At 67.6% G+C, this 17,243-nt stretch carries 17 protein-coding genes; 11 read left to right on the forward strand and 6 right to left on the reverse strand.

Annotated features, from left to right (window positions below; genetic code table 11):
* Nucleotides 1–44: 44 nt before the first annotated feature.
* The 9 genes from V3388_RS12510 (at nucleotide 45) to V3388_RS12550 (ending at nucleotide 8,647) form a co-directional block, all read left to right on the forward strand.
* The gene (locus V3388_RS12510; RefSeq protein WP_336367885.1) at nucleotides 45–638 is read left to right on the forward strand and encodes a TRAP transporter small permease subunit; all 594 of its coding nucleotides are present in this window, start codon (nucleotides 45–47) and stop codon (nucleotides 636–638) included.
* Nucleotides 638–1,921, forward strand: a complete 1,284-nt coding sequence (locus V3388_RS12515) for a TRAP transporter large permease (RefSeq protein WP_336367886.1) — start codon at nucleotides 638–640, stop codon at nucleotides 1,919–1,921. Before V3388_RS12510 ends, V3388_RS12515 begins: the two co-directional genes overlap by 1 nt.
* 61 nt (nucleotides 1,922–1,982) lie before the next feature.
* A complete protein-coding gene (locus V3388_RS12520) occupies nucleotides 1,983–2,663 on the forward strand; it encodes a DUF2848 domain-containing protein (RefSeq protein ID WP_336367887.1) in 681 nt (226 codons plus the stop codon).
* A complete protein-coding gene (locus tag V3388_RS12525) occupies nucleotides 2,660–4,048 on the forward strand; it encodes an amidase (RefSeq protein WP_336367888.1) in 1,389 nt (462 codons plus the stop codon). Before V3388_RS12520 ends, V3388_RS12525 begins: the two co-directional genes overlap by 4 nt.
* A gap of 2 nt (nucleotides 4,049–4,050) precedes the next feature.
* Nucleotides 4,051–5,208, forward strand: coding sequence for an NADH:flavin oxidoreductase/NADH oxidase (locus tag V3388_RS12530; RefSeq protein WP_336367889.1), 1,158 nt, complete (start codon nucleotides 4,051–4,053; stop codon nucleotides 5,206–5,208).
* Between the two features lie 52 nt (nucleotides 5,209–5,260).
* Nucleotides 5,261–6,016, forward strand: coding sequence for a 5-oxoprolinase subunit PxpA (locus V3388_RS12535; RefSeq protein WP_336367890.1), 756 nt, complete (start codon nucleotides 5,261–5,263; stop codon nucleotides 6,014–6,016).
* A 39-nt stretch (nucleotides 6,017–6,055) separates the two neighbouring features.
* Nucleotides 6,056–6,877 (forward strand): hypothetical protein, encoded by an 822-nt coding sequence (locus tag V3388_RS12540; RefSeq protein WP_336367891.1) that lies wholly within the window; start codon nucleotides 6,056–6,058, stop codon nucleotides 6,875–6,877.
* A gap of 25 nt (nucleotides 6,878–6,902) precedes the next feature.
* On the forward strand, nucleotides 6,903–7,688 hold the full coding sequence (pxpB, locus tag V3388_RS12545; protein WP_336367892.1) for a 5-oxoprolinase subunit PxpB: 786 nt from the start codon (nucleotides 6,903–6,905) through the stop codon (nucleotides 7,686–7,688).
* Nucleotides 7,685–8,647 (forward strand): biotin-dependent carboxyltransferase family protein, encoded by a 963-nt coding sequence (locus V3388_RS12550; RefSeq protein WP_336367893.1) that lies wholly within the window; start codon nucleotides 7,685–7,687, stop codon nucleotides 8,645–8,647. The genes pxpB and V3388_RS12550 overlap by 4 nt, the downstream gene beginning before the upstream one ends.
* 15 nt (nucleotides 8,648–8,662) lie before the next feature.
* Here the strand turns inward: V3388_RS12550 and V3388_RS12555 are convergent, their stop codons facing one another.
* The 5 genes from V3388_RS12555 to V3388_RS12575 all read right to left on the reverse strand — a co-directional run bounded on the left by V3388_RS12555 (nucleotide 8,663) and on the right by V3388_RS12575 (nucleotide 13,746).
* Nucleotides 8,663–9,142, reverse strand: coding sequence for a MarR family winged helix-turn-helix transcriptional regulator (locus V3388_RS12555; RefSeq protein ID WP_336367894.1), 480 nt, complete (start codon nucleotides 9,140–9,142; stop codon nucleotides 8,663–8,665).
* A 59-nt stretch (nucleotides 9,143–9,201) separates the two neighbouring features.
* Nucleotides 9,202–10,338: a cyclohexanecarboxyl-CoA dehydrogenase gene (aliB, locus tag V3388_RS12560; protein ID WP_336367895.1), complete on the reverse strand. Its 1,137-nt coding sequence runs from the start codon at nucleotides 10,336–10,338 to the stop codon at nucleotides 9,202–9,204.
* 131 nt (nucleotides 10,339–10,469) lie between these two features.
* A complete protein-coding gene (locus V3388_RS12565) occupies nucleotides 10,470–11,252 on the reverse strand; it encodes an enoyl-CoA hydratase-related protein (RefSeq protein ID WP_336367896.1) in 783 nt (260 codons plus the stop codon).
* A gap of 30 nt (nucleotides 11,253–11,282) precedes the next feature.
* Nucleotides 11,283–12,050: an SDR family NAD(P)-dependent oxidoreductase gene (locus tag V3388_RS12570; protein ID WP_336367897.1), complete on the reverse strand. Its 768-nt coding sequence runs from the start codon at nucleotides 12,048–12,050 to the stop codon at nucleotides 11,283–11,285.
* Nucleotides 12,051–12,081: 31 nt separating this feature from the next.
* Nucleotides 12,082–13,746 (reverse strand): AMP-binding protein, encoded by a 1,665-nt coding sequence (locus V3388_RS12575; protein WP_336367898.1) that lies wholly within the window; start codon nucleotides 13,744–13,746, stop codon nucleotides 12,082–12,084.
* 252 nt (nucleotides 13,747–13,998) lie between these two features.
* Between V3388_RS12575 and nhaB the strand changes: the two genes are divergently transcribed.
* Together nhaB and V3388_RS12585 are read left to right on the forward strand one after the other, a co-directional pair.
* Nucleotides 13,999–15,504, forward strand: a complete 1,506-nt coding sequence (gene nhaB, locus V3388_RS12580) for a sodium/proton antiporter NhaB (RefSeq protein ID WP_336367899.1) — start codon at nucleotides 13,999–14,001, stop codon at nucleotides 15,502–15,504.
* Between the two features lie 139 nt (nucleotides 15,505–15,643).
* On the forward strand, nucleotides 15,644–16,495 hold the full coding sequence (locus V3388_RS12585) for a substrate-binding periplasmic protein (protein ID WP_336367900.1): 852 nt from the start codon (nucleotides 15,644–15,646) through the stop codon (nucleotides 16,493–16,495).
* A 10-nt stretch (nucleotides 16,496–16,505) separates the two neighbouring features.
* Here V3388_RS12585 and V3388_RS12590 read toward each other — a convergent pair whose 3' ends face one another.
* Nucleotides 16,506–17,228, reverse strand: coding sequence for a DUF3047 domain-containing protein (locus tag V3388_RS12590; protein WP_336367901.1), 723 nt, complete (start codon nucleotides 17,226–17,228; stop codon nucleotides 16,506–16,508).
* Between the last annotated feature and the right edge of the window lie 15 nt (nucleotides 17,229–17,243).

A 17,243-nucleotide genomic window follows, 5' to 3' on the forward strand; every position in this document is an offset into this window, starting at 1 on the left:
GAAGCTGACCGGGCCGCCCAGTGCGGCCCGGCCAGGAGGCGAACATGCTGCAACAAGTGAACCGCGTGCTGGATCGGCTGCTGGTTGGCGTTGACCGGGGCTCGCTCTGGCTCGCCCGCGCCGGCGGCGTGATGATCCTGCTGACCGTGGTGCTGGTGACCCTGGAAGTGCTGTCCCGACAGTTCCTGGGCCGATCCGGCCTGCACTCCACCGAGCTGACCGGCTACGTGATGGCGATCAGCTCGAGCTGGGCGTTCGCCTACACCCTGGTGCGCAAGGCGCACATCCGGATTGACGCGCTTTACCTGAATTTGCCCGGTGCCGCCCGCGCGGTGCTGGACCTGCTGGCGCTGCTGGCGCTGGCCCTGTTCTGCGTGCTGGTGGTGGGCGCCGCCCTGGAGGTGGCCGAGGCCGCCTACAGCGCCGATGCCCACGCCAACACCCCGCTGGCCACGCCCCTGTGGATTCCCCAGAGCCTGTGGGTGCTGGGTCTGCTGTGGTTCAGCATTGCCGTGGTGCTGATGACCGTCCGGGTCCTCACCGGCCTGCTGAGCTGGCGCCTGGACGAGGTTCAGGCCGTGGCGGGCAGCCCCACCCTGGACGAGCAGATCCGCGAAGAAAGCAAGGACACCGACTGATGATACTCACCGCGCTTGCCGTACTGCTGGTTCTGCTGCTGCTGAGTGTGCCGGTGGCGGCCACTCTGATGGTGCTGGCCCTGTTCCTGGACCAGTTCTTCTCGCCGTTCCCGCTGATCAACGCCATGGGGGACGTGCTCTGGTCCGCCTCGGACAGCTTCCTGCTGATTGCCATTCCGCTGTTCATCCTGCTCGGGGAAATCCTGGTGCGCACCGGCATTGCCCGGGGCACCTACCGGTCCCTGGAGAGCTGGCTGTCCTGGCTGCCCGGGGGGCTGCTGCACGCCAACATCGCCACCGCCACCCTGTTCTCCGCCACCTCAGGCTCCAGCGTGGCCACCGCCGCCACCATTGGCACCGTGGCCATTCCCCAGGGCAAGGACCTGGGCTACAACCCCCGGCTGTTCACCGGATCGATCGCTGCCGGCGGCACCCTGGGCATTATGATTCCGCCGTCCATCAACCTGATCGTGTACGGCTTTCTCACGGAAACCTCGATTCCCCAGCTGTTCGCCGCCGGCCTGCTGCCGGGGCTGCTGCTGGCGGGCCTGTTCGTGCTGGGCAGTGCTCTGCTGTGCCTGTGGAAGCCGTCGTTGGGCGGCCCCAGCACCCACCACAGCTGGCGCGAGCGAATCGTCGGGCTGAAAAACCTGGTGCCGGTGCTGACCCTCTTTGGCATTGTCGTCGGCTCCATCTACGCCGGCTGGGCCACGCCCACCGAAGCCGCGTCCCTGGGCGTGATCGGCGCCCTGATCATTGCCCTCAGCATGGGCAAGCTGTCCTGGAGCGTGATCATCGAGGCCCTGGAGGGCACCATGCGCACCACCGGCATGATCATGCTGATCATCATGGCGTCTTACTTCCTGAACTTCGTGCTGGCGTCCACCGGCATCACCCGGGAGCTCAGCAGCTTCCTGGCGGAGGCCGGCTTCGGACCCTACCTGACGCTGCTGCTGATCATCGTGATGTACATCGTGCTGGGCTTCTTTATTGAGACCCTGTCGCTGATGGTGATCACCATTCCTATCGTCGCGCCCATTATCATCAGCCTGGGCTTCGACCCGGTCTGGTTCGGCATCCTGCTGATCCTGCTGATCGAGATGGCGTTGATCACGCCGCCGGTGGGGCTGAATCTGTACGTGGTGCAGGGCGTGCGCAAGGGCGGGCCGTTCAACGACGTGATGATCGGGGCCATGCCCTACGTCGGCATGATGCTGATCATGGCGCTGCTGCTGGTGCTGTTCCCGACCATTGCCCTGTACCTGCCCGGCCTGCTGGGCTAACTGACTGACGCGGCCCGCCGACGGGGCTGGCCGCCCCAACCACTCTGTCTGGAGACCCACGATGACGCGCTTTACCCTCGACGATACCGGCACCGCCGTAGACGTGACCGTGCGGGAGCTGATTGTGGCCGGCTGGGCCGGCCGGGAGCAGGCCGGCATTGACGAGCACATCGAGGAACTGCGGGCCCTGGGGGTCAAGCCGCCCTCCGCCACGCCCCTGTTTTACCGCGTGTCCGCAGACCTGCTGACACAGGCCGAGCGCATCCAGGTGCTGGGCAACGAATCCAGCGGCGAGGTGGAAGTGGTGCTGATAGGCACCGAACAGGGCACGCTCGTGGCCATCGGTTCCGATCACACCGACCGGGAGGCGGAGGCCTGGTCCGTGGCCCATTCCAAGCAGGTTTGCGCCAAGCCGGTGAGCCAGGCGGCCTGGTGGCTGGAGGACGTGATTGACCACTGGGATCAGCTCACCCTGGCCTCGGATGCCCTCATCGACGGCGAGGAGCAGGCCTACCAGCGCGGCGGCGTGACCGGCTTGTTGCACCCCCGGGACCTGCTGGCCCGGTTTGGCCTGGACCAGCCCCGGCTGGCCCCGGGCGTGGCCATGCTGTGCGGCACCCTGCCGGTGATCGGCGGCCACGTTCGCCCGGCCGAGGCGCTGACCGTGTCGCTCACCGACCCGGTGCGCAACCGGCGGCTCAGCCATCGTTATCAGATTGATTCCCTGCCGGTGGTTTCATGAGCGCCCATGATCTGACCCGGGACGTTGCCCGACGGCCCCTGTCCTCCTTGTTATCGGGTCTGGAATCCGGCCGATGGCAGGCGGAGGATCTGCTGAGCGCCTGCTATGGCAACGCCGACCGTCACGATGACCGGGGCAATCAGGTGTACACGACGCGGTTTGAGTCCACGGCCCGCGCTGAGGCCGAAGCCGCCGACGGGCTCCGCAAGGCCGGGGTGCCCATGGCGCCGCTGGCCGGCTTGCCGATCAACCTCAAGGCCCTGTTCGACGTGACCGGGCAGGTCACCCACGCCGGCTCCAAAGGCTGGATGGCGCCGGCCACCGCCGACGCGGTGATCGTCCAGCGCCTGCGCCGGGCGGGCGCGGTGCTCACCGGCCACACCAACATGACCGAATTCGCCTATTCCGGGCTCGGGCTCAACCCCCATTACGGTACCCCGGACAACCCGCTGGCGCCGGGCCGCATCCCCGGGGGTTCGTCCTCCGGCGCGGCGGTGGCGGTGGCCCTGGGCCTGTCCGTGGCCGGCATTGGCAGCGACACCGGCGGCTCGGTGCGCATTCCGGCCGCCTTCAATGGCCTGGTGGGCTTCAAGCCCACCCAGCGACGGATACCCCGGGGCGGCACCCTGCCGCTGTCCGACAGCCTGGATTCCATCGGTCCCATCGCCCGCACCGTGGATTGCTGCGACCGCCTGGACGCCGTGCTGGCAGGGGAAGATCGCGCGCTGACCACCGCGCTGCCGCTGCAGGGCCGCCGGTTCGCAGTGCCGACCAACCACATGATGGCCGATCTGTCGCCCCTGGTGGCCCTGCGCTTTGACGCCAGCCTGCGCCGGCTGCGAGACGCCGGCGCGGTGGTGGAGGAAGTGCCCGTGCCGGTGCTGGATACCCTGCCGGAGCTGCTGGCCGGCGGTGGTTTCACCGCGGCGGAAAGCTACTACGTGCACCGCCAGTGGCTGGCGGACCACGGCGACGACTACGATCCGCGAGTCAGCTCCCGGATTGCCCGGGGCGCGGCCATCACCGCTGCCGACTACCTGACCCTGCTGGAGCGGCGCCGGGTTCGGGCGGCGGAGGCCGATCGGTGGCTGGCGTCGTACGACGGTCTGCTGGCGCCGACCGTGGCTTTGGAGCCGCCCACGTTCGCCGAACTGGCCGACGACGACGCCTACACCCGGTTGAACCTGCTCGTGCTGCGCAACCCCACAGTCGCCAACTTGCTGGACCTGTGTGCGATTTCCCTGCCCAACCACGAGCCGGGTGGATTGCCCACGGGGCTGATGCTGGTGGGCCGTAACGGCCACGACCACCGCCTGCTGGCCCTGGCGCGCAGCCTGGAACCGCTGATGGGCGCTGCCGGATCCGCTGCCCCTGGAGACCACTGATCATGTCTGACCGTAACCCTGGCACCGCCACCGATTCCCGCTCCGGCGGTGAAGATGGCCGCCGTATCCTGCGGCGGGACCCGAACCCGCACCTGTTCCGCCCGGTGCGGTTTCGCTCCGTGGAGGCCCGCAACCGGATCATGCTCTCGCCCATGTGCCAGTACTCCGCCACCGACGGTGTCGCCAACGACTGGCACCGGGTCCACCTGGGCGCCCGGGCCATCGGCGGCGCCGGCTGGGTGTTCACCGAGGCGGTGCACACGGAACCCCGGGGCCGCATCACGCCGTTTTGTCTGGGCCTGTGGAACGATGAGCAGCGGGACGCCCTGGCGCCCATCGCCGCGTTCATCCGCGCCCAGGGCGCGGTGCCCGGCATCCAGCTGGGCCACGCCGGGCGCAAGGCCTCCGTGGGCCGGCCCTGGGAAGGTTCACGGCCGCTGACCCCGGCCGAGGGCGGCTGGGACGACCAGGTGGCGGCGTCCGCGCTGCCCTACGCCAGCGGCTGGCCGACACCCCGGGCGATGACCGTCGACGATATCCAGGCCTCGCTGCAGGCGCTCAAATCGGCGGTGCGCCGGGCCCGGGAGGCGGGCTTCCAGGCGCTGGAGCTGCACGGCGCCCACGGTTACCTGATCCATCAGTTTCTCTCGCCTCTGAGTAACCAGCGGGACGACGCCTATGGCGGCAGCTTTGATCATCGCGTCCGTTACCTGCTCGAATCCATTGCCGTGACCCGGGAAGAATGGCCGGACGAGCTGCCCCTGTTCGTGCGCCTGTCCTGCACCGACTGGGTGGACGGCGGCTGGACCGACGACGACACCGTGCGCCTGGCCGAGCGCCTGAAAGCCGAGGGCCAGGTGGACCTGCTTGATTGCTCCTCCGGGGGCAACGATCCGCGCCAGCAGATCCCCATTCATCCGGGCTATCAGATTCCGCTGAGCCAGCGGGTGCGCTCGGAAACCGGCCTGGCCACCGGCGCCGTGGGGCTGATCCACAGCCCGGATCTGGCGGAATCGGTGCTGGCCAACGGCCAGGCGGACCTGGTGATCCTGGGCCGCGCCCTGCTGGCGGACCCGGCCTGGCCGCTGCGGGCGGCGGCCACGCTGAAGGCCCGGAACATGGCCTGGCCGCCCCAGTACGAGCGGTCCAACATTTTCTGACGCGCCGGGCCGCCTGGGCGGCCGGCGCTGACAACCTATCGGGAGAATCAACATGCCGTCGCTGATGATGAACGCCGACATGGGCGAGAGCTTCGGCCCCTGGGTGATGGGGCTCGACGAGCAGGTGATGCCCTGGATCGACCTGGCGAACGTGGCCTGCGGCTTCCACGCCTCCGACCCCCACGTGATGCGCCGCACCGTTCGCCTGGCGGTGCAGCACCAGGTGCGCCTGGGCGCCCATCCCGCCTACCCGGACCTGGTGGGTTTTGGCCGCCGGTCCATGGCCTGCTCGCCGGCGGAGGTGGAAGACCTCATGCTCTACCAGATGGGCGCGCTGGCCGGCATCTGCGCCGCCGAGGGCACCCGCCTGCACTATGTGAAACCCCACGGCGCCCTGTACAACGACATGGCCCGGGACCCGGCGCTGTTCGAGGCGGTGGCCCGGGCGGTTAAGGCGTTTGATCCGTCCCTGCCGCTGATGACCATGGCCGCCCGGGACACGTCCATGGAGCAGGGCATCGCCGACAAGGTGGGCGTGCCCCTGTGGTACGAGGCGTTTGCCGACCGGGCCTACGACAAAGACGGCCGCCTGGTGTCCCGGCGGGAGCCGGGCGCCGTGCACCATGACCCGAAGACCATCATCGACCAGGCCGTGCGCATCGCCCGGGGTGAACCCCTGACCGCCAGCGATGGCAGCGAACTGGTGCTGACCGCCCAGGCCCTGTGTGTGCACGGGGACAACGAGGAATCCATTGCCGCCGTGCGCGCCATCCGGGAGGCGCTGCAGGCCCTGGACGCGCCAGCGTGACGCCCATGGACCGGCCCCGGGGCCGGCGCTGAGGCCACCATGCTGAGCGTCCTGATCACCAAACTGGTGGCCACCGCGCTGGTGGTCATCGGGGTGTCCCTGTCGGTGGGCCGGCTGGGCCCGCGCCTCGGGGGTATCCTGGCGGGCACGCCCATTATTTTGGGGCCGGGGTACTACTTTATGTTGCAGGAACGGTCCGTGCCGTTTTTGCAGGAGGCGGCGCTGGCCACCTTGCACGCCCTGGTGGCGACCCTGGCGTTCAGCGCCTGTTTCATTACCGCCACCGGGCGCTTTGGCCTGGCCGCCAGCCTGGCCCTGGCCAGCGCCTGCTGGCTGCCGCTGGCCCTGGGGCTGTCCCTGTTGCCGGGCGGCGTGACGGTGGCGCTGCTGGTGTACGCCGCCGCGCTACTGGCGGCCGAGACCATCCGCTGGGCCCTGCGGCTGCGCCAGAGCGTGGTGGTGGCCCGGGCCGGCTGGTTTGACCTGGTGTTGCGGGGCCTGCTGGCGGGCGTGGTCGTCGCGGTGGCCACCACCGTGGCGGCCGGCTCCGGGCCCATGCTGTCCGGCATCCTGGTGGGTTTTCCGGTGGGCCTGTTCACCATCGGCTGGACTCTGCACCAGCGCTACGGAGCGGACGTCGCCCGGGCCACCGTGGGCATCGCCCAGAAAGGCATGCTCAGCCTGGTGGCTTTCGCTGCGGTGCTGGCCTGGACCGTGGACTGGCTGCCGCCCATGGCCACGTTTCTGGCGTCCCTGCTGGCGTCTGTCCTGGTCAGCCTGTTGCTGTTCCTGGTGAGCCAGTGGCGCTACCGAAGCGCCGGCGGCCACCTTCCTATCCACACCCGCGATCCGGAACCCTGAGTCCCGGATCGCCAAGGAGAACGCCATGCCTTCACGGACGCCCTCCCCAAAAACGCCCAGCGGCACCCCCGCCCGTACCCCGGTCCCCCGCATCGAATCCGCCGGCCTCGACGGCTGGATCGTGCGCCTGTTCGACGACATTGACGAAGGCAACCTGGCCTGGCTCTCCGCCTTGAGCGCGCGCTGCCAGAAGGCGTTTGGCGAGGCCCTGGTGGACCTGGTGCCTTCCTACACCACGTTGCTGGTGGTGTTTGATCCCATAAAGGTGTCCCCCGCCGAGGCCCGCCGGACCCTGACCGCCGCGCTGAGGGACCTGGCGCCCCATGAGGACGCGGTCGACAGCGAGATCCACGAGCTACCCACCTGGTATGACCCCAGCGTGGGGCCGGATCTGGCGCGAGTGGCCGCTCACTCCGGCCTCTCCGTTCCCGAGGTGATCGAGCGCCACAGCGCCGGTTGCTACCGGGTATTTGCCCTGGGCTTTGCGCCGGGGTTCGCGTTTATGGGCCTGGTGGAACCGGCGCTTGACTGCCCCCGCCTGGACACGCCCCGTCAGCGGGTGCCGGTGGGCAGCGTGGCCCTGGCCGGGCGCCAGACCGCCGCTTACCCTGCTGCGACTCCCGGCGGCTGGAACCTGTTGGGCCGCACCAGCGCCCGCCTGTTTGACCGGAACCGGGACGGTTTCAGCCTCCTCAAGGTGGGCGACCGGGTGCGGTTCGTGTCCGTCAGCCGGGAGGCATTCGAACAACAGGGGGGCGATACCACCCCCATGGAGCCGGCGGCCGGGTCCGCCAGGGAGCGTGTGTCATGACTTCTCCGAAACCGACGTCCGCCTCCGCCGCCGACATCCGCGTGACCCGAGCCGGCCCGCTGGCCCTGCTGCAGGACGCCGGCCGCTTTGGCGTCCGCCATCTGGGGGTCACCCAGGGCGGCCCGGCGGACCAGTACTCCTGGGCCTGGGCCAACCGGCTGGCGGGCAACGACTGGGGCGCGGCCGCGCTGGAGGTCACCCTCGGCGGCCTGTCACTGGAGGCCCAGCGGGACCTGACCGTGGCGGTGACCGGCGCGGACCTGGGCGCCACCCTGGATGGCCAGCCCTTACCACTGTGGCGGCCGGTCCCCTGGAAAGCCGGTCAGACCCTGTCGTTCGGCACGCCGGTTCACGGCCTGCGGGCGTATCTTGCGGTGGCCGGCGGCATTGACGCCGAACCGGTACTGGGCAGCGTGGCCTGCGTGGTGAGGGAACAACTGGGTGGTCTCGATGGGCAAGGCCGGGCGCTGGCGGTGGATGACACCCTGAGCGTGGGCCCGGCGACCGGAGCAGAGCGGCTGGATCCGGCACCCCCGGGCGTGGCCATAGACTGGTCCGCACCCGTGGTGCTGGACCTGATCCCGGGCGCGCAGGTGGGCTCGTTCACCGGCCGCAGCTTGTACGATGCCTTCAACGCCGACTGGCAGGTGGACACCCGGGCCGACCGCATGGGGGTTCGACTGACCGGCCCCCGGCTGTTCAGCGACGTGCGCTCCCTGGTGTCTGAGGGCATCAACCTGGGCAGCGTGCAGGTGCCCCCGGACGGCCAGCCCATTGCCCTGCTGAACGACCGCCAGACCATCGGCGGCTACCCGCGCCTGGGCGCCCTGACGCCCCTGGCGGCCTCCCGCCTGGCCCAGTGCGCGCCAGGGGAAATCGTTCGGTTGCGGGCAGTCGGAGCGGATGCCGCGCTGATCCGGTACCGTGCGTTCCGGGCCGCGCTGTTGCACCCGGCCTGAGAGGCGCCGGGCAGGTCAGCCGGACAGGGGCGGCACGTTTTCGGCGGACAGATCGACGTCCAGCAGTCGGTGCTGAAGCTTTTTGAGCAGATGCAGCAGGCTGACGCTGTCGTCGAAGCTCAGCCCCTCGAGTGCCTGCTGGTAAAATTCCGCGATGGTGGCCTGCAGGCCGTTCCAGAACTGCCGGCCGGTGTCGGTGAGCACCACCAGCCGGGCCCGGCGGTCCTGCGGATCCGGCACCCGCACCACGTGGTCATCCCGTTCCATCCGCTTGAGCACGCCGTCCAGGTTCTGGCGGCTCACGTGCAGGTATTCCTTCAGCAGGTTGAACGAGGTGCCGCCTTCAAACCCTTCCCGGGAGAGCGCCCCCAGCACCGCCCACTGCACGGCGCTGATGCCCATTTCATTCTGGACCTGGCGCTGCAGGATGTTGCCGGTCTGGAACAGCCGGAAAAACAGCCGGTTGGGAATGCCGCCGGACTCGTCAACGCTCATCTGTGCTCCTGTCGGGGACGGTATGCGTCATGGAAGGTGCTCGTCATGGAGAATGCTCGTCATGGAAGGTACTCGCGCGCGATGATGTTCTTCATGATCTGCGCGGTGCCGTCGCCAATCTGCAGGCCAAGGACATCCCGCAGGCGCTGGGCGAAGGGCAGGTCCTCGCCCCAGCCGGTGTGGCCGTGGGCCAGCAGGCACTGTTTTACCACATCGAAGGCCAGCTTGGGCCCCCACCATTTGTTCATGGCGGCCTCGGCGTTGTGGGGCAGGCCGTTGTCCTTGAGCCAGAGCGCATGGTAGCACTGCAGGCGGGCGGCATGAACGTAGGTCTGGTACTCCGCCAGCGGGTGCGTGAGGCCCTGGAACGCCGACAGGTTCTGGCCAAAGGCGGTGCGCTGGGTCAGCCACTGCCAGGTCTCATCCAGGGACTGCTGGGCCACCGCCAGGCACTGCAGGCCGATCAGCGCCCGGCTGTAATCAAAGCCCTGCATCACCTGTTTGAAGCCCTTGCCTTCGTCCCCGAGGCGGTGGCTTTCGGGCACTGCCACGTTGTCGAAGAAAATCGAGCCCCGGCCGATGGCCCGCTGGCCGTTGTCCTCGAACCGGGAGGTAGTGATGCCCGGAGCATCCATCGGCACCAGGAAGGCACTGATGCCGGCCGCGCGCTGCTCCACCGTGCCGGTGCGGGCAAACACCACCGCCACGTCGGCCTGGTCGGCCATGGAAATGGAGGTTTTCTCGCCGTTGAGCACATAGACGTCGCCTTTTCTCTGCGCCTTCAGGCGCAGGTTGGCGGCGTCGGAGCCGCCGTGGGGCTCGGTCAGGGCGATGCACGCCAGCGCCCGGCCGGCGGTCATGGCGTGCAGCCATTCCGTGGCCAGCTCCGGGGCCGCGTGGCTGGCGATGATCTGGCCGTTCAGGGAGGTCAGCAGCGGGACGTAGCCCACGTTGAAATCCCCCTTCGAGATTTCTTCGATGATCAGGCCGCTGGTGACGCAATCCATACCGCTGCCGCCGAAGGCCTCGGGCAGCTCACCCCCGAGCAGGCCCATGTCGCCGAGCTGGCGGATCACGTCTTTCTCAATCACGCCCGCCTGGTCACGCTTGCGATAGCCCGGCGCCAGCACCTCGGCGCTGAAGCGGGCGACCACCTCGCGGATGGCGTTCTGTTCGTCACTGAATCCGAAATGCATGGTGTTCTCCAGGGAGGATCGGTTGCCCGGCGGCGCGCCGCCGCCGGGCGGGGTTACTCGTGATCGTTCGTTGCGATCGCTATTTGTGATAGCTGGCTGTGATCGCTACTTGTGATAGCTGGCTGTGATCGCTACTTGTGGTATTTGCGGAAGTCGGGCTTGCGCTTCTCCTTGAAGGCGTTGACGCCCTCCCGGGACTCCTCGGTGTTGTAGTACAGGCTCAGGGCCTGCATGCCGAGGGCGCCGATGCCGGCGATGTTGTCGCTGTCGGCGTTGAACGAGCGCTTGGCGATGGACAGCGCCGTGGGGCTCTTCTCGAGGATCTCGTCGCACCACTGGCGCACTTCCTCGTCCAGCTTCTCAGGCGGCACCACGGCGTTGGCCAGACCCCAGTCCAGGGCCTGCTGGGCGCTGTACTTGCGGCACAGGTACCAGATTTCCCGGGCGCGCTTTTCACCCACCACCCGGGCCAGATAGGCGGTGCCGAAGCCCGGGTCCACCGAGCCCACCTTCGGGCCGACCTGCCCGAACACGGCGGTCTCGGAGGCGATGGTCAAATCGCAGATCACGTGCAGCACGTGGCCGCCGCCGATGGCAAAGCCGTTGACCCGGGCGATCACTGGTTTGGGCACCTCCCGGATCAGTCGCTGCAGCTCTTCCACCGGCAGGCCGATCAGCCCCCGGCCGTCGTACTGGCCTTCGTGGGCGCCCTGGTCGCCGCCGGTGCAGAAGGCCTTGTCGCCGGCGCCGGTGAGCACGATCACGCCGATGTCCTTGTTCCAGCCGGCCCGGTGGAAGGCGTCGATCAGCTCCATGCAGGTCTGGCCCCGGAAGGCGTTGTAGCGTTCCGGCCGGTTGATGGTGATGGTGGCCACGCCGTCGGTTTCGTCGTAGAGGATGTCGTCGTAGGTCATGGGAATCTCCTGTCGGGTGAGGGCCGGCGATCAGCCGGCCATGGTCAGGCCGCCGGACACGCTGATCACCTGGCCGGTTATGAAGTTCGCATCGTCGCTGGCGAGCAGGGCGATGACGCCGGGGTAGTCCTCCGGCTGGGCCAGGCGTTTCATGGGCACCGCGTTGCGAAACGCCTCCAGCAGCTTCTCCGGGTTCGGCGCCGTGTCCGCCACGCCCTTGAGCAGGGCGGTGTCCGTGGGGCCGGGGCAGACCACGTTCAGGCACACGTTTTTGGTGGCCAGCTCCCGCGCGACGGTTTTGCTGAAGCCCACCAGACCGGCCTTGCAGGCGGCGTAGACGGCCTCCCCGGAGGAGCCGACCCGGGCGGCGTCGGAGGCCACGTTGATCACCTTGCCGCCGCCGGCGGCCACCATTTTTGGTAGCACCACGTGGTGCATGTTCAGGGCGCCGGTCAGGTTGATGGCGATCAGCTGGTCCCAGAGCGCGGGCTCCGTTTTCAGGAACGGCATGAAGCGGTCGAAGCCAGCATTGTTGACCAGCACCGTCGGCACGCCCAGGTCGCGTTCGATAGCGGCGACGGTCTCGGCAACGGCGGCGTAATCGGTAATGTCCGCGGCGTAGGCCCGGGCTTCGCCACCGGCGCCGGTGATGGCGTCCACGGTGGCCTGGGCCGCGCCCGCGTCACGGTCGAGCACCGCCACGCGGCTGCCTTCCTCAGCAAAGCGCCGGCTGACGGCGCGGCCGATGCCGCCGCCGCCCCCGGTGACGATCACGGTTTTTCCAGTCAGGCCTCTCATCGGGCGTCCTCCTGTTGCGTTGGGGTGGTCGTCAGCCGCGTTTGGCCGGGGCCAGGCGCAGGTCTTTGGCCTGCTCCCGCAGCTTGAATTTCTGGATCTTGCCGGAGGCGGTGCGGGGCATGGCCTCGATCACTTCCAGGTATTCCGGCAGATAGCTTTTGGACAGTTTCTGGTCGAGCAGGAAGCGGTTGACTTGCGCCAGGGTCAGGTCCGGGGCCTCGGCACTCAGGGTGACGTAGGCGCACACCCGTTCCCCGAGACGGTCGTCCGGGCAACCCACCAGCGCCACGTCGGCAACCCCGGGGTACTGGTACAGCAGGTTTTCCACCTCGACGATGGGAATGTTCTCACCGCCGCGGATGACCACGTCCTTGGTGCGGCCGGTGATGCGGATGTAGCCGTCTTCATCCATCCGGGCCAGGTCGCCGGTGGCGAACCAGCCGTCGGCGTCGGTGCTGTAGAGGTCCGGGCGCTTCAGGTAACCCACAAACTGGCTGGCGCCGCGCACCCACAGGTTGCCCTCTTCGCCCGCGGGCAGGGCATGGCCCTCAAAATCGGCGATGCGCAGTTCCATGAACGGCAGCACCCGGCCGTCGGACTGGCTGGCCCGGGCCGGCGGATCCTCCGGGCAAGTGAGGGTGACGGCGCCGTTTTCGGTCATGCCCCAGGCGGACAGCACCCGGGTCTTGAGCACCCGGCCGGCCTGTTCCACCACGGCGCTGGGAATGGGCGCGCCGGCGGACACGAACAGGCGCAGGGAATCCAGCTCGCCCTCGTGTTTGGGGGCGGTTTTTACCAGGTCCGCCAGGAACGGCGTGGCCGCCATGGTGAAGGCGGGTTTTTCCCGGGCGATCACCCGGCACACGTAGTCCGCGTCCCAGATGTCTTGAAGGATGGCGGTGGAGCCAAGGTAAATGGGCATCATCAGGCCGTACAGAAAGCCGGTCTGGTGGGCCAGTGGGGACGCCATCAGCACCGAGTCGTCGGCGGTCAGATGCAGCCGGTCGGCGTAGGGGCCCACGTTGGCGAACAGGGTGTTGGCGGTGTGCATCACGCCCTTGGGCTCGCCGGTGGTGCCGGAGGTGTACAGAATCTGCACCACGTCGTCCGGCCCGAGCTGCCGCTCCCGGAACAGGGCGTCAGTATCCACGGTCTCTTCCCAGGCGTCGTTGAGCAGCCGGCGCTGGAAGTCCCGCTCGCCATCACCGCCAATCACCAGAACCGTTTCCAGTCCCGTCAGCTCCGGCCGCAGGCCGTCTACCATGGCCTCGTAATCAAACCCCCGGAACACTTTGGGGATCACCAGCAGCCGGGCCTCGGAATGCGCCAGCATGAAGCGCAGCTCCCGCTCCCGGAAGATCGGCATCAGCGGGTTCAGGATGGCGCCAATGCGCACACAGGCCAGGTGCAGGGCGGTGATCTGCCAGCCGTTCGGCAACTGGCAGGCCACCACATCGCCGCGCTCAATGCCGAGGCTGGCCAGGGCCACCGCCATGCGGGTGGCGGTCTGGTCCAGCTCCCGGTACGTCAGTACCGTTCGGGTGTCGGTGGCGACCTGGTAGCTCACCACCGCCGGGCGGTCGGGGTGGTTGTCCAGGGCGGCCTTCAAATAATCGGTAATGATGTTGTCTTTCCAGGCGCCGATAGCCACCATGGCGTTGCGTCGCGCTCCGGGCAGGATCATGGCCGTTTCCATAGTATTTTTCCTCCTTAAACCCGATTTCTGCGTTGTATTTGGTTATAACTTGAAATGAAGGCCGTGTTACGCCTGTTTTCAATCTAGTCCCGCTTTGAATATTATGTCAATATGTTGCTATTAAAATGTACGCGGCGCCTCCGCCGGGCATGGGGCCCGCCACCATGCCCGACGCCCATCGCCAGAATCGGGTACACTGCCCTCGCGCTCTGTTGGAACACACGAACATCACGAGAAAAAAAGGCACCCACGATGCCCAACACCGTACTGGCAAGTTTCGGACACAATTTCCTGGGCCATGCCCCCATCTGGTACAAGCGCGCGATCGTGCTGTTCCTGGTGATCAATCCCCTGATTCTGTACACCCTCGGGCCGGTCACCGCCGGCTGGGTGCTGATCGGCGAATTCATCTTCACCCTGGCCATGGCGCTCAAGTGCTACCCGCTGCTGCCCGGCGGCCTGCTGGCGGTGGAGGCCCTGCTGATCGGCCTGACCTCGGCGGACGCGGTCTATAACGAGGTACTGAACAATTTCCCGGTGATCCTGCTGCTGATGTTCATGGTGGCGGGGATCTACTTCATGCAGGACCTGCTTCTGGTCACCTTTACCCGCATCCTGCTGGGCATCCGCTCGAAAGCGGTGCTGTCGATGATGTTCTCGGCGGTGGCGGCCTTGCTGTCGGCGTTCCTGGACGCGCTGACGGTAACGGCGGTGATCATCACCGTGGCGGTGGGCTTTTACTCCGTGTACCACAAGGTCGCCTCTGGTAAGGGCTACCACCACGACGGCCATAACACCCAGGACGACGACGGCGTGATCGGGCTGCACCGGGAGGATCTGGAGCAGTTCCGGGCGTTCCTGCGCAGCCTGCTGATGCACGGCGCGGTCGGCACCGCCCTGGGCGGCGTGACCACCATGGTCGGGGAGCCGCAGAACCTGCTGATTGCCAAGGTGGTGGGCTGGAATTTCGGCGAGTTTTTCCTGAGTATGGCGCCGGTGAGCGTGCCCGTGCTGTTTGCCGGGCTGGCCACCTGCTGGGCCCTGGAAACCCTGGGCTGGTTTGGCTACGGCGGCAAGCTGCCGGTTCCGGTGCGCCAGGTGCTCAAGGATTACGCCCGGGACGAACAGGCCAAGCGCACCAAGGCGCAGACGGCAGAATTGTGGGTTCAGGCGGTGGCTGCGGTGATCCTGGTGATCGGGCTGGCGTTCCACCTGGCCGAAGTGGGTCTGATCGGCCTGCTGGTGATCATCCTGATCACCTCGTTCAACGGCATCACCGACGAGGGCCAGATTGGCCACGCGTTCGAGGAATCCCTGCCCTTCACCTCACTGCTGGTGGTGTTTTTCGCGGTGGTGGCGGTGATTCACGAGCAGCATCTGTTTGTGCCCATCATCGACTATGTCCTGACCCTGCCCACCGACGAGCAGCCTGGCATGTTCTTCCTGGCCAATGGCCTGCTCTCGATGATCAGCGACAACGTGTTCGTGGCCACGGTGTACATCAGCGAGGTCAAGCAGGCGCTGGACGCCGGGGCCATCAGCCGGGATCACTTCGAGGCCCTTGCGGTGGCCATCAACACCGGCACCAACCTGCCCAGCGTGGCTACCCCCAACGGCCAGGCCGCGTTCCTGTTCCTGCTGACCTCGGCGGTCGCGCCGCTGATCCGGTTGTCCTACGGGCGTATGGTGTGGATGGCGCTGCCCTACACCCTGGTGATGGGCGGACTGGGTCTGTACCTGGTGACCAGCGCCGTGTGATCGGGCTGGCGCCGGAAACCGCCCCGATATGGACGGAAATGGCCTGAATTGCCCCAAGGTGTGACATCGCCGCCGTGCAGGTTGGCAAGGGTCTGATATTCTGTCTGTAAGGCACTTATCCACTGCTGAGCCGCTATCGATGAAGTTTCTGTGCGCCACGGTCCGTTCCGTTTCCCCGTGTCGCCCGCGACGCCGGGCGGCCTGGCCATGCCTGGTGCTGGCGGTATTGCTGGCCCTGGCGACGGAATGGGCGGCGGCCGCTGAAACCGAGACCGTCAACGGCCGCCCGGTGGTTCGCATTGCCTACACCCAGTTCCCCCCCATCGAGTACCAGGATCAGCACGGCCAGGCCGCCGGCTCCATCATTGAGCTGACCCGTAAAGTGGCCCGGGAGGCCGGCTACGAACCCCGGTTCGAGCTGCTGCCGGTGAGCCGCATCTACCTGTACCTGAAGAACGGCACCATCGACCTGTGGCCGGGCCTGACCAACATCCCGGAGCTGGAGGGGCAGGTGCTGGAGAGCTGGGCCAGCCCGCTGACCGTGCAGTTGAGCGCCTGGTTTGAGCAGGGCACGCCGGCACCGGCGCAGCTGGGGGACCTGAGGGGGCGAACACTGATCGTGATTGGCGGCTACACCTACGGCGGGTTGCTGCAATGGCTGGTGGAGAACCAGCAGGTCCGGGTGACAGAGGCGCCCAATCACCGCTCCGCCATGGACATGCTGAAGCGGGGTCGGGGCGACTATGTGCTGGATTACCGGGAGCCGGTGCGCGAGATTCTCAGCGCCGAGCCGGCCCGGGGCCTGCAGGAAGTGCGCATCCGCGAGCGGGACGCGGCCTGGCTGTATTCCCTCGCGAGCCCCCGGGCGGCGATTCTGCGGGAGGCGTTCGACGACGCTTTCCTGCGGCTGGTTCAGAAGGGCGAGATCCCGCCCAACCGGGTGGCCGGGCCGGGTTACAGTATTCCCGGCTTCCCGCCGGCCTACCGCTAGCGCGGGCCGGTTACTGGCCCAGGGACAGATCGCCGTACCAGGCGGTGGCGGTTTCCCCGGTGTTGTCCGAATCGGTCATGATGGCCACCCCCACAATGTTTGGCGGTGCCTCGCCAAACGCCTTCCGGTAATCCGCCACCAGATCCCGGGATTCGGTGCGCCACTGGCCGGCCTGATCGCCGCCGGATTCCACCGCCACCATCATGGTGTCCTCCGTGTAGGCGTTGGGCACAAACGTGCCCTTGGGCAGTGTGTTGGCCCAGACGTAATTCAGCGCCTTGCCCGGCAGGGTTTCCCCGAACAGCACCTCCGCTGCCTTGCGCTTGGCCCGCTCGAAAAAGCCCGCCTTGTCCGGTTCAAACTCGAACGCCACGTACACCCGTGCCGGGTAATCGTCCCCGGATTTCGTGCGGGCATCCCCCTTCTCGAACACGTTCGAGACCTTCCAGCGCCAGGACAGGGTGAGTGTGTCCCCAGGGGCCAGGGACAACCGCGCAATAAGCCCGGACGCGCCGCCGTTGGCCTCGGCCCGGACCACCTGCTGATCGCCTTCGGTGACCAGGGCATAGCGGGTGTGTTTGGAAATGTTGGGAAACTCCAGGGGCTCCCAGCCGCTGTCCTTGCCGGTCAGTTCGGTGAGCTCCGAGAAGGGCGGGATAACGGCCGGCGCCGCCAGCGCCAGCGCACTGAGGGACAGGCCGAGACACAGAACGGCGCGTTGGGTCCGGGTCATGGGGTGTCTCCGTGG

Source organism: Marinobacter sp. C2H3 (assembly GCF_037080155.1).
In the GTDB taxonomy this organism is placed as follows: Bacteria; Pseudomonadota; Gammaproteobacteria; order Pseudomonadales; family Oleiphilaceae; genus Marinobacter.

What these genes read in the sequence shown, in the direction of transcription:
- V3388_RS12510 (WP_336367885.1), top strand. Translation starts at nt 45, where the DNA reads ATGCTGCAACAAGTGAACCGCGTGCTGGATCGGCTGCTGGTTGGCGTT.
- V3388_RS12515 (WP_336367886.1), top strand. Translation starts at nt 638, where the DNA reads ATGATACTCACCGCGCTTGCCGTACTGCTGGTTCTGCTGCTGCTGAGT.
- V3388_RS12520 (WP_336367887.1), top strand. Translation starts at nt 1,983, where the DNA reads ATGACGCGCTTTACCCTCGACGATACCGGCACCGCCGTAGACGTGACC.
- V3388_RS12525 (WP_336367888.1), top strand. Translation starts at nt 2,660, where the DNA reads ATGAGCGCCCATGATCTGACCCGGGACGTTGCCCGACGGCCCCTGTCC.
- V3388_RS12530 (WP_336367889.1), top strand. Translation starts at nt 4,051, where the DNA reads ATGTCTGACCGTAACCCTGGCACCGCCACCGATTCCCGCTCCGGCGGT.
- V3388_RS12535 (WP_336367890.1), top strand. Translation starts at nt 5,261, where the DNA reads ATGCCGTCGCTGATGATGAACGCCGACATGGGCGAGAGCTTCGGCCCC.
- V3388_RS12540 (WP_336367891.1), top strand. Translation starts at nt 6,056, where the DNA reads ATGCTGAGCGTCCTGATCACCAAACTGGTGGCCACCGCGCTGGTGGTC.
- pxpB (WP_336367892.1), top strand. Translation starts at nt 6,903, where the DNA reads ATGCCTTCACGGACGCCCTCCCCAAAAACGCCCAGCGGCACCCCCGCC.
- V3388_RS12550 (WP_336367893.1), top strand. Translation starts at nt 7,685, where the DNA reads ATGACTTCTCCGAAACCGACGTCCGCCTCCGCCGCCGACATCCGCGTG.
- V3388_RS12555 (WP_336367894.1), bottom strand. Translation starts at nt 9,142, where the DNA reads ATGAGCGTTGACGAGTCCGGCGGCATTCCCAACCGGCTGTTTTTCCGG.
- aliB (WP_336367895.1), bottom strand. Translation starts at nt 10,338, where the DNA reads ATGCATTTCGGATTCAGTGACGAACAGAACGCCATCCGCGAGGTGGTC.
- V3388_RS12565 (WP_336367896.1), bottom strand. Translation starts at nt 11,252, where the DNA reads ATGACCTACGACGACATCCTCTACGACGAAACCGACGGCGTGGCCACC.
- V3388_RS12570 (WP_336367897.1), bottom strand. Translation starts at nt 12,050, where the DNA reads ATGAGAGGCCTGACTGGAAAAACCGTGATCGTCACCGGGGGCGGCGGC.
- V3388_RS12575 (WP_336367898.1), bottom strand. Translation starts at nt 13,746, where the DNA reads ATGGAAACGGCCATGATCCTGCCCGGAGCGCGACGCAACGCCATGGTG.
- nhaB (WP_336367899.1), top strand. Translation starts at nt 13,999, where the DNA reads ATGCCCAACACCGTACTGGCAAGTTTCGGACACAATTTCCTGGGCCAT.
- V3388_RS12585 (WP_336367900.1), top strand. Translation starts at nt 15,644, where the DNA reads ATGAAGTTTCTGTGCGCCACGGTCCGTTCCGTTTCCCCGTGTCGCCCG.
- V3388_RS12590 (WP_336367901.1), bottom strand. Translation starts at nt 17,228, where the DNA reads ATGACCCGGACCCAACGCGCCGTTCTGTGTCTCGGCCTGTCCCTCAGT.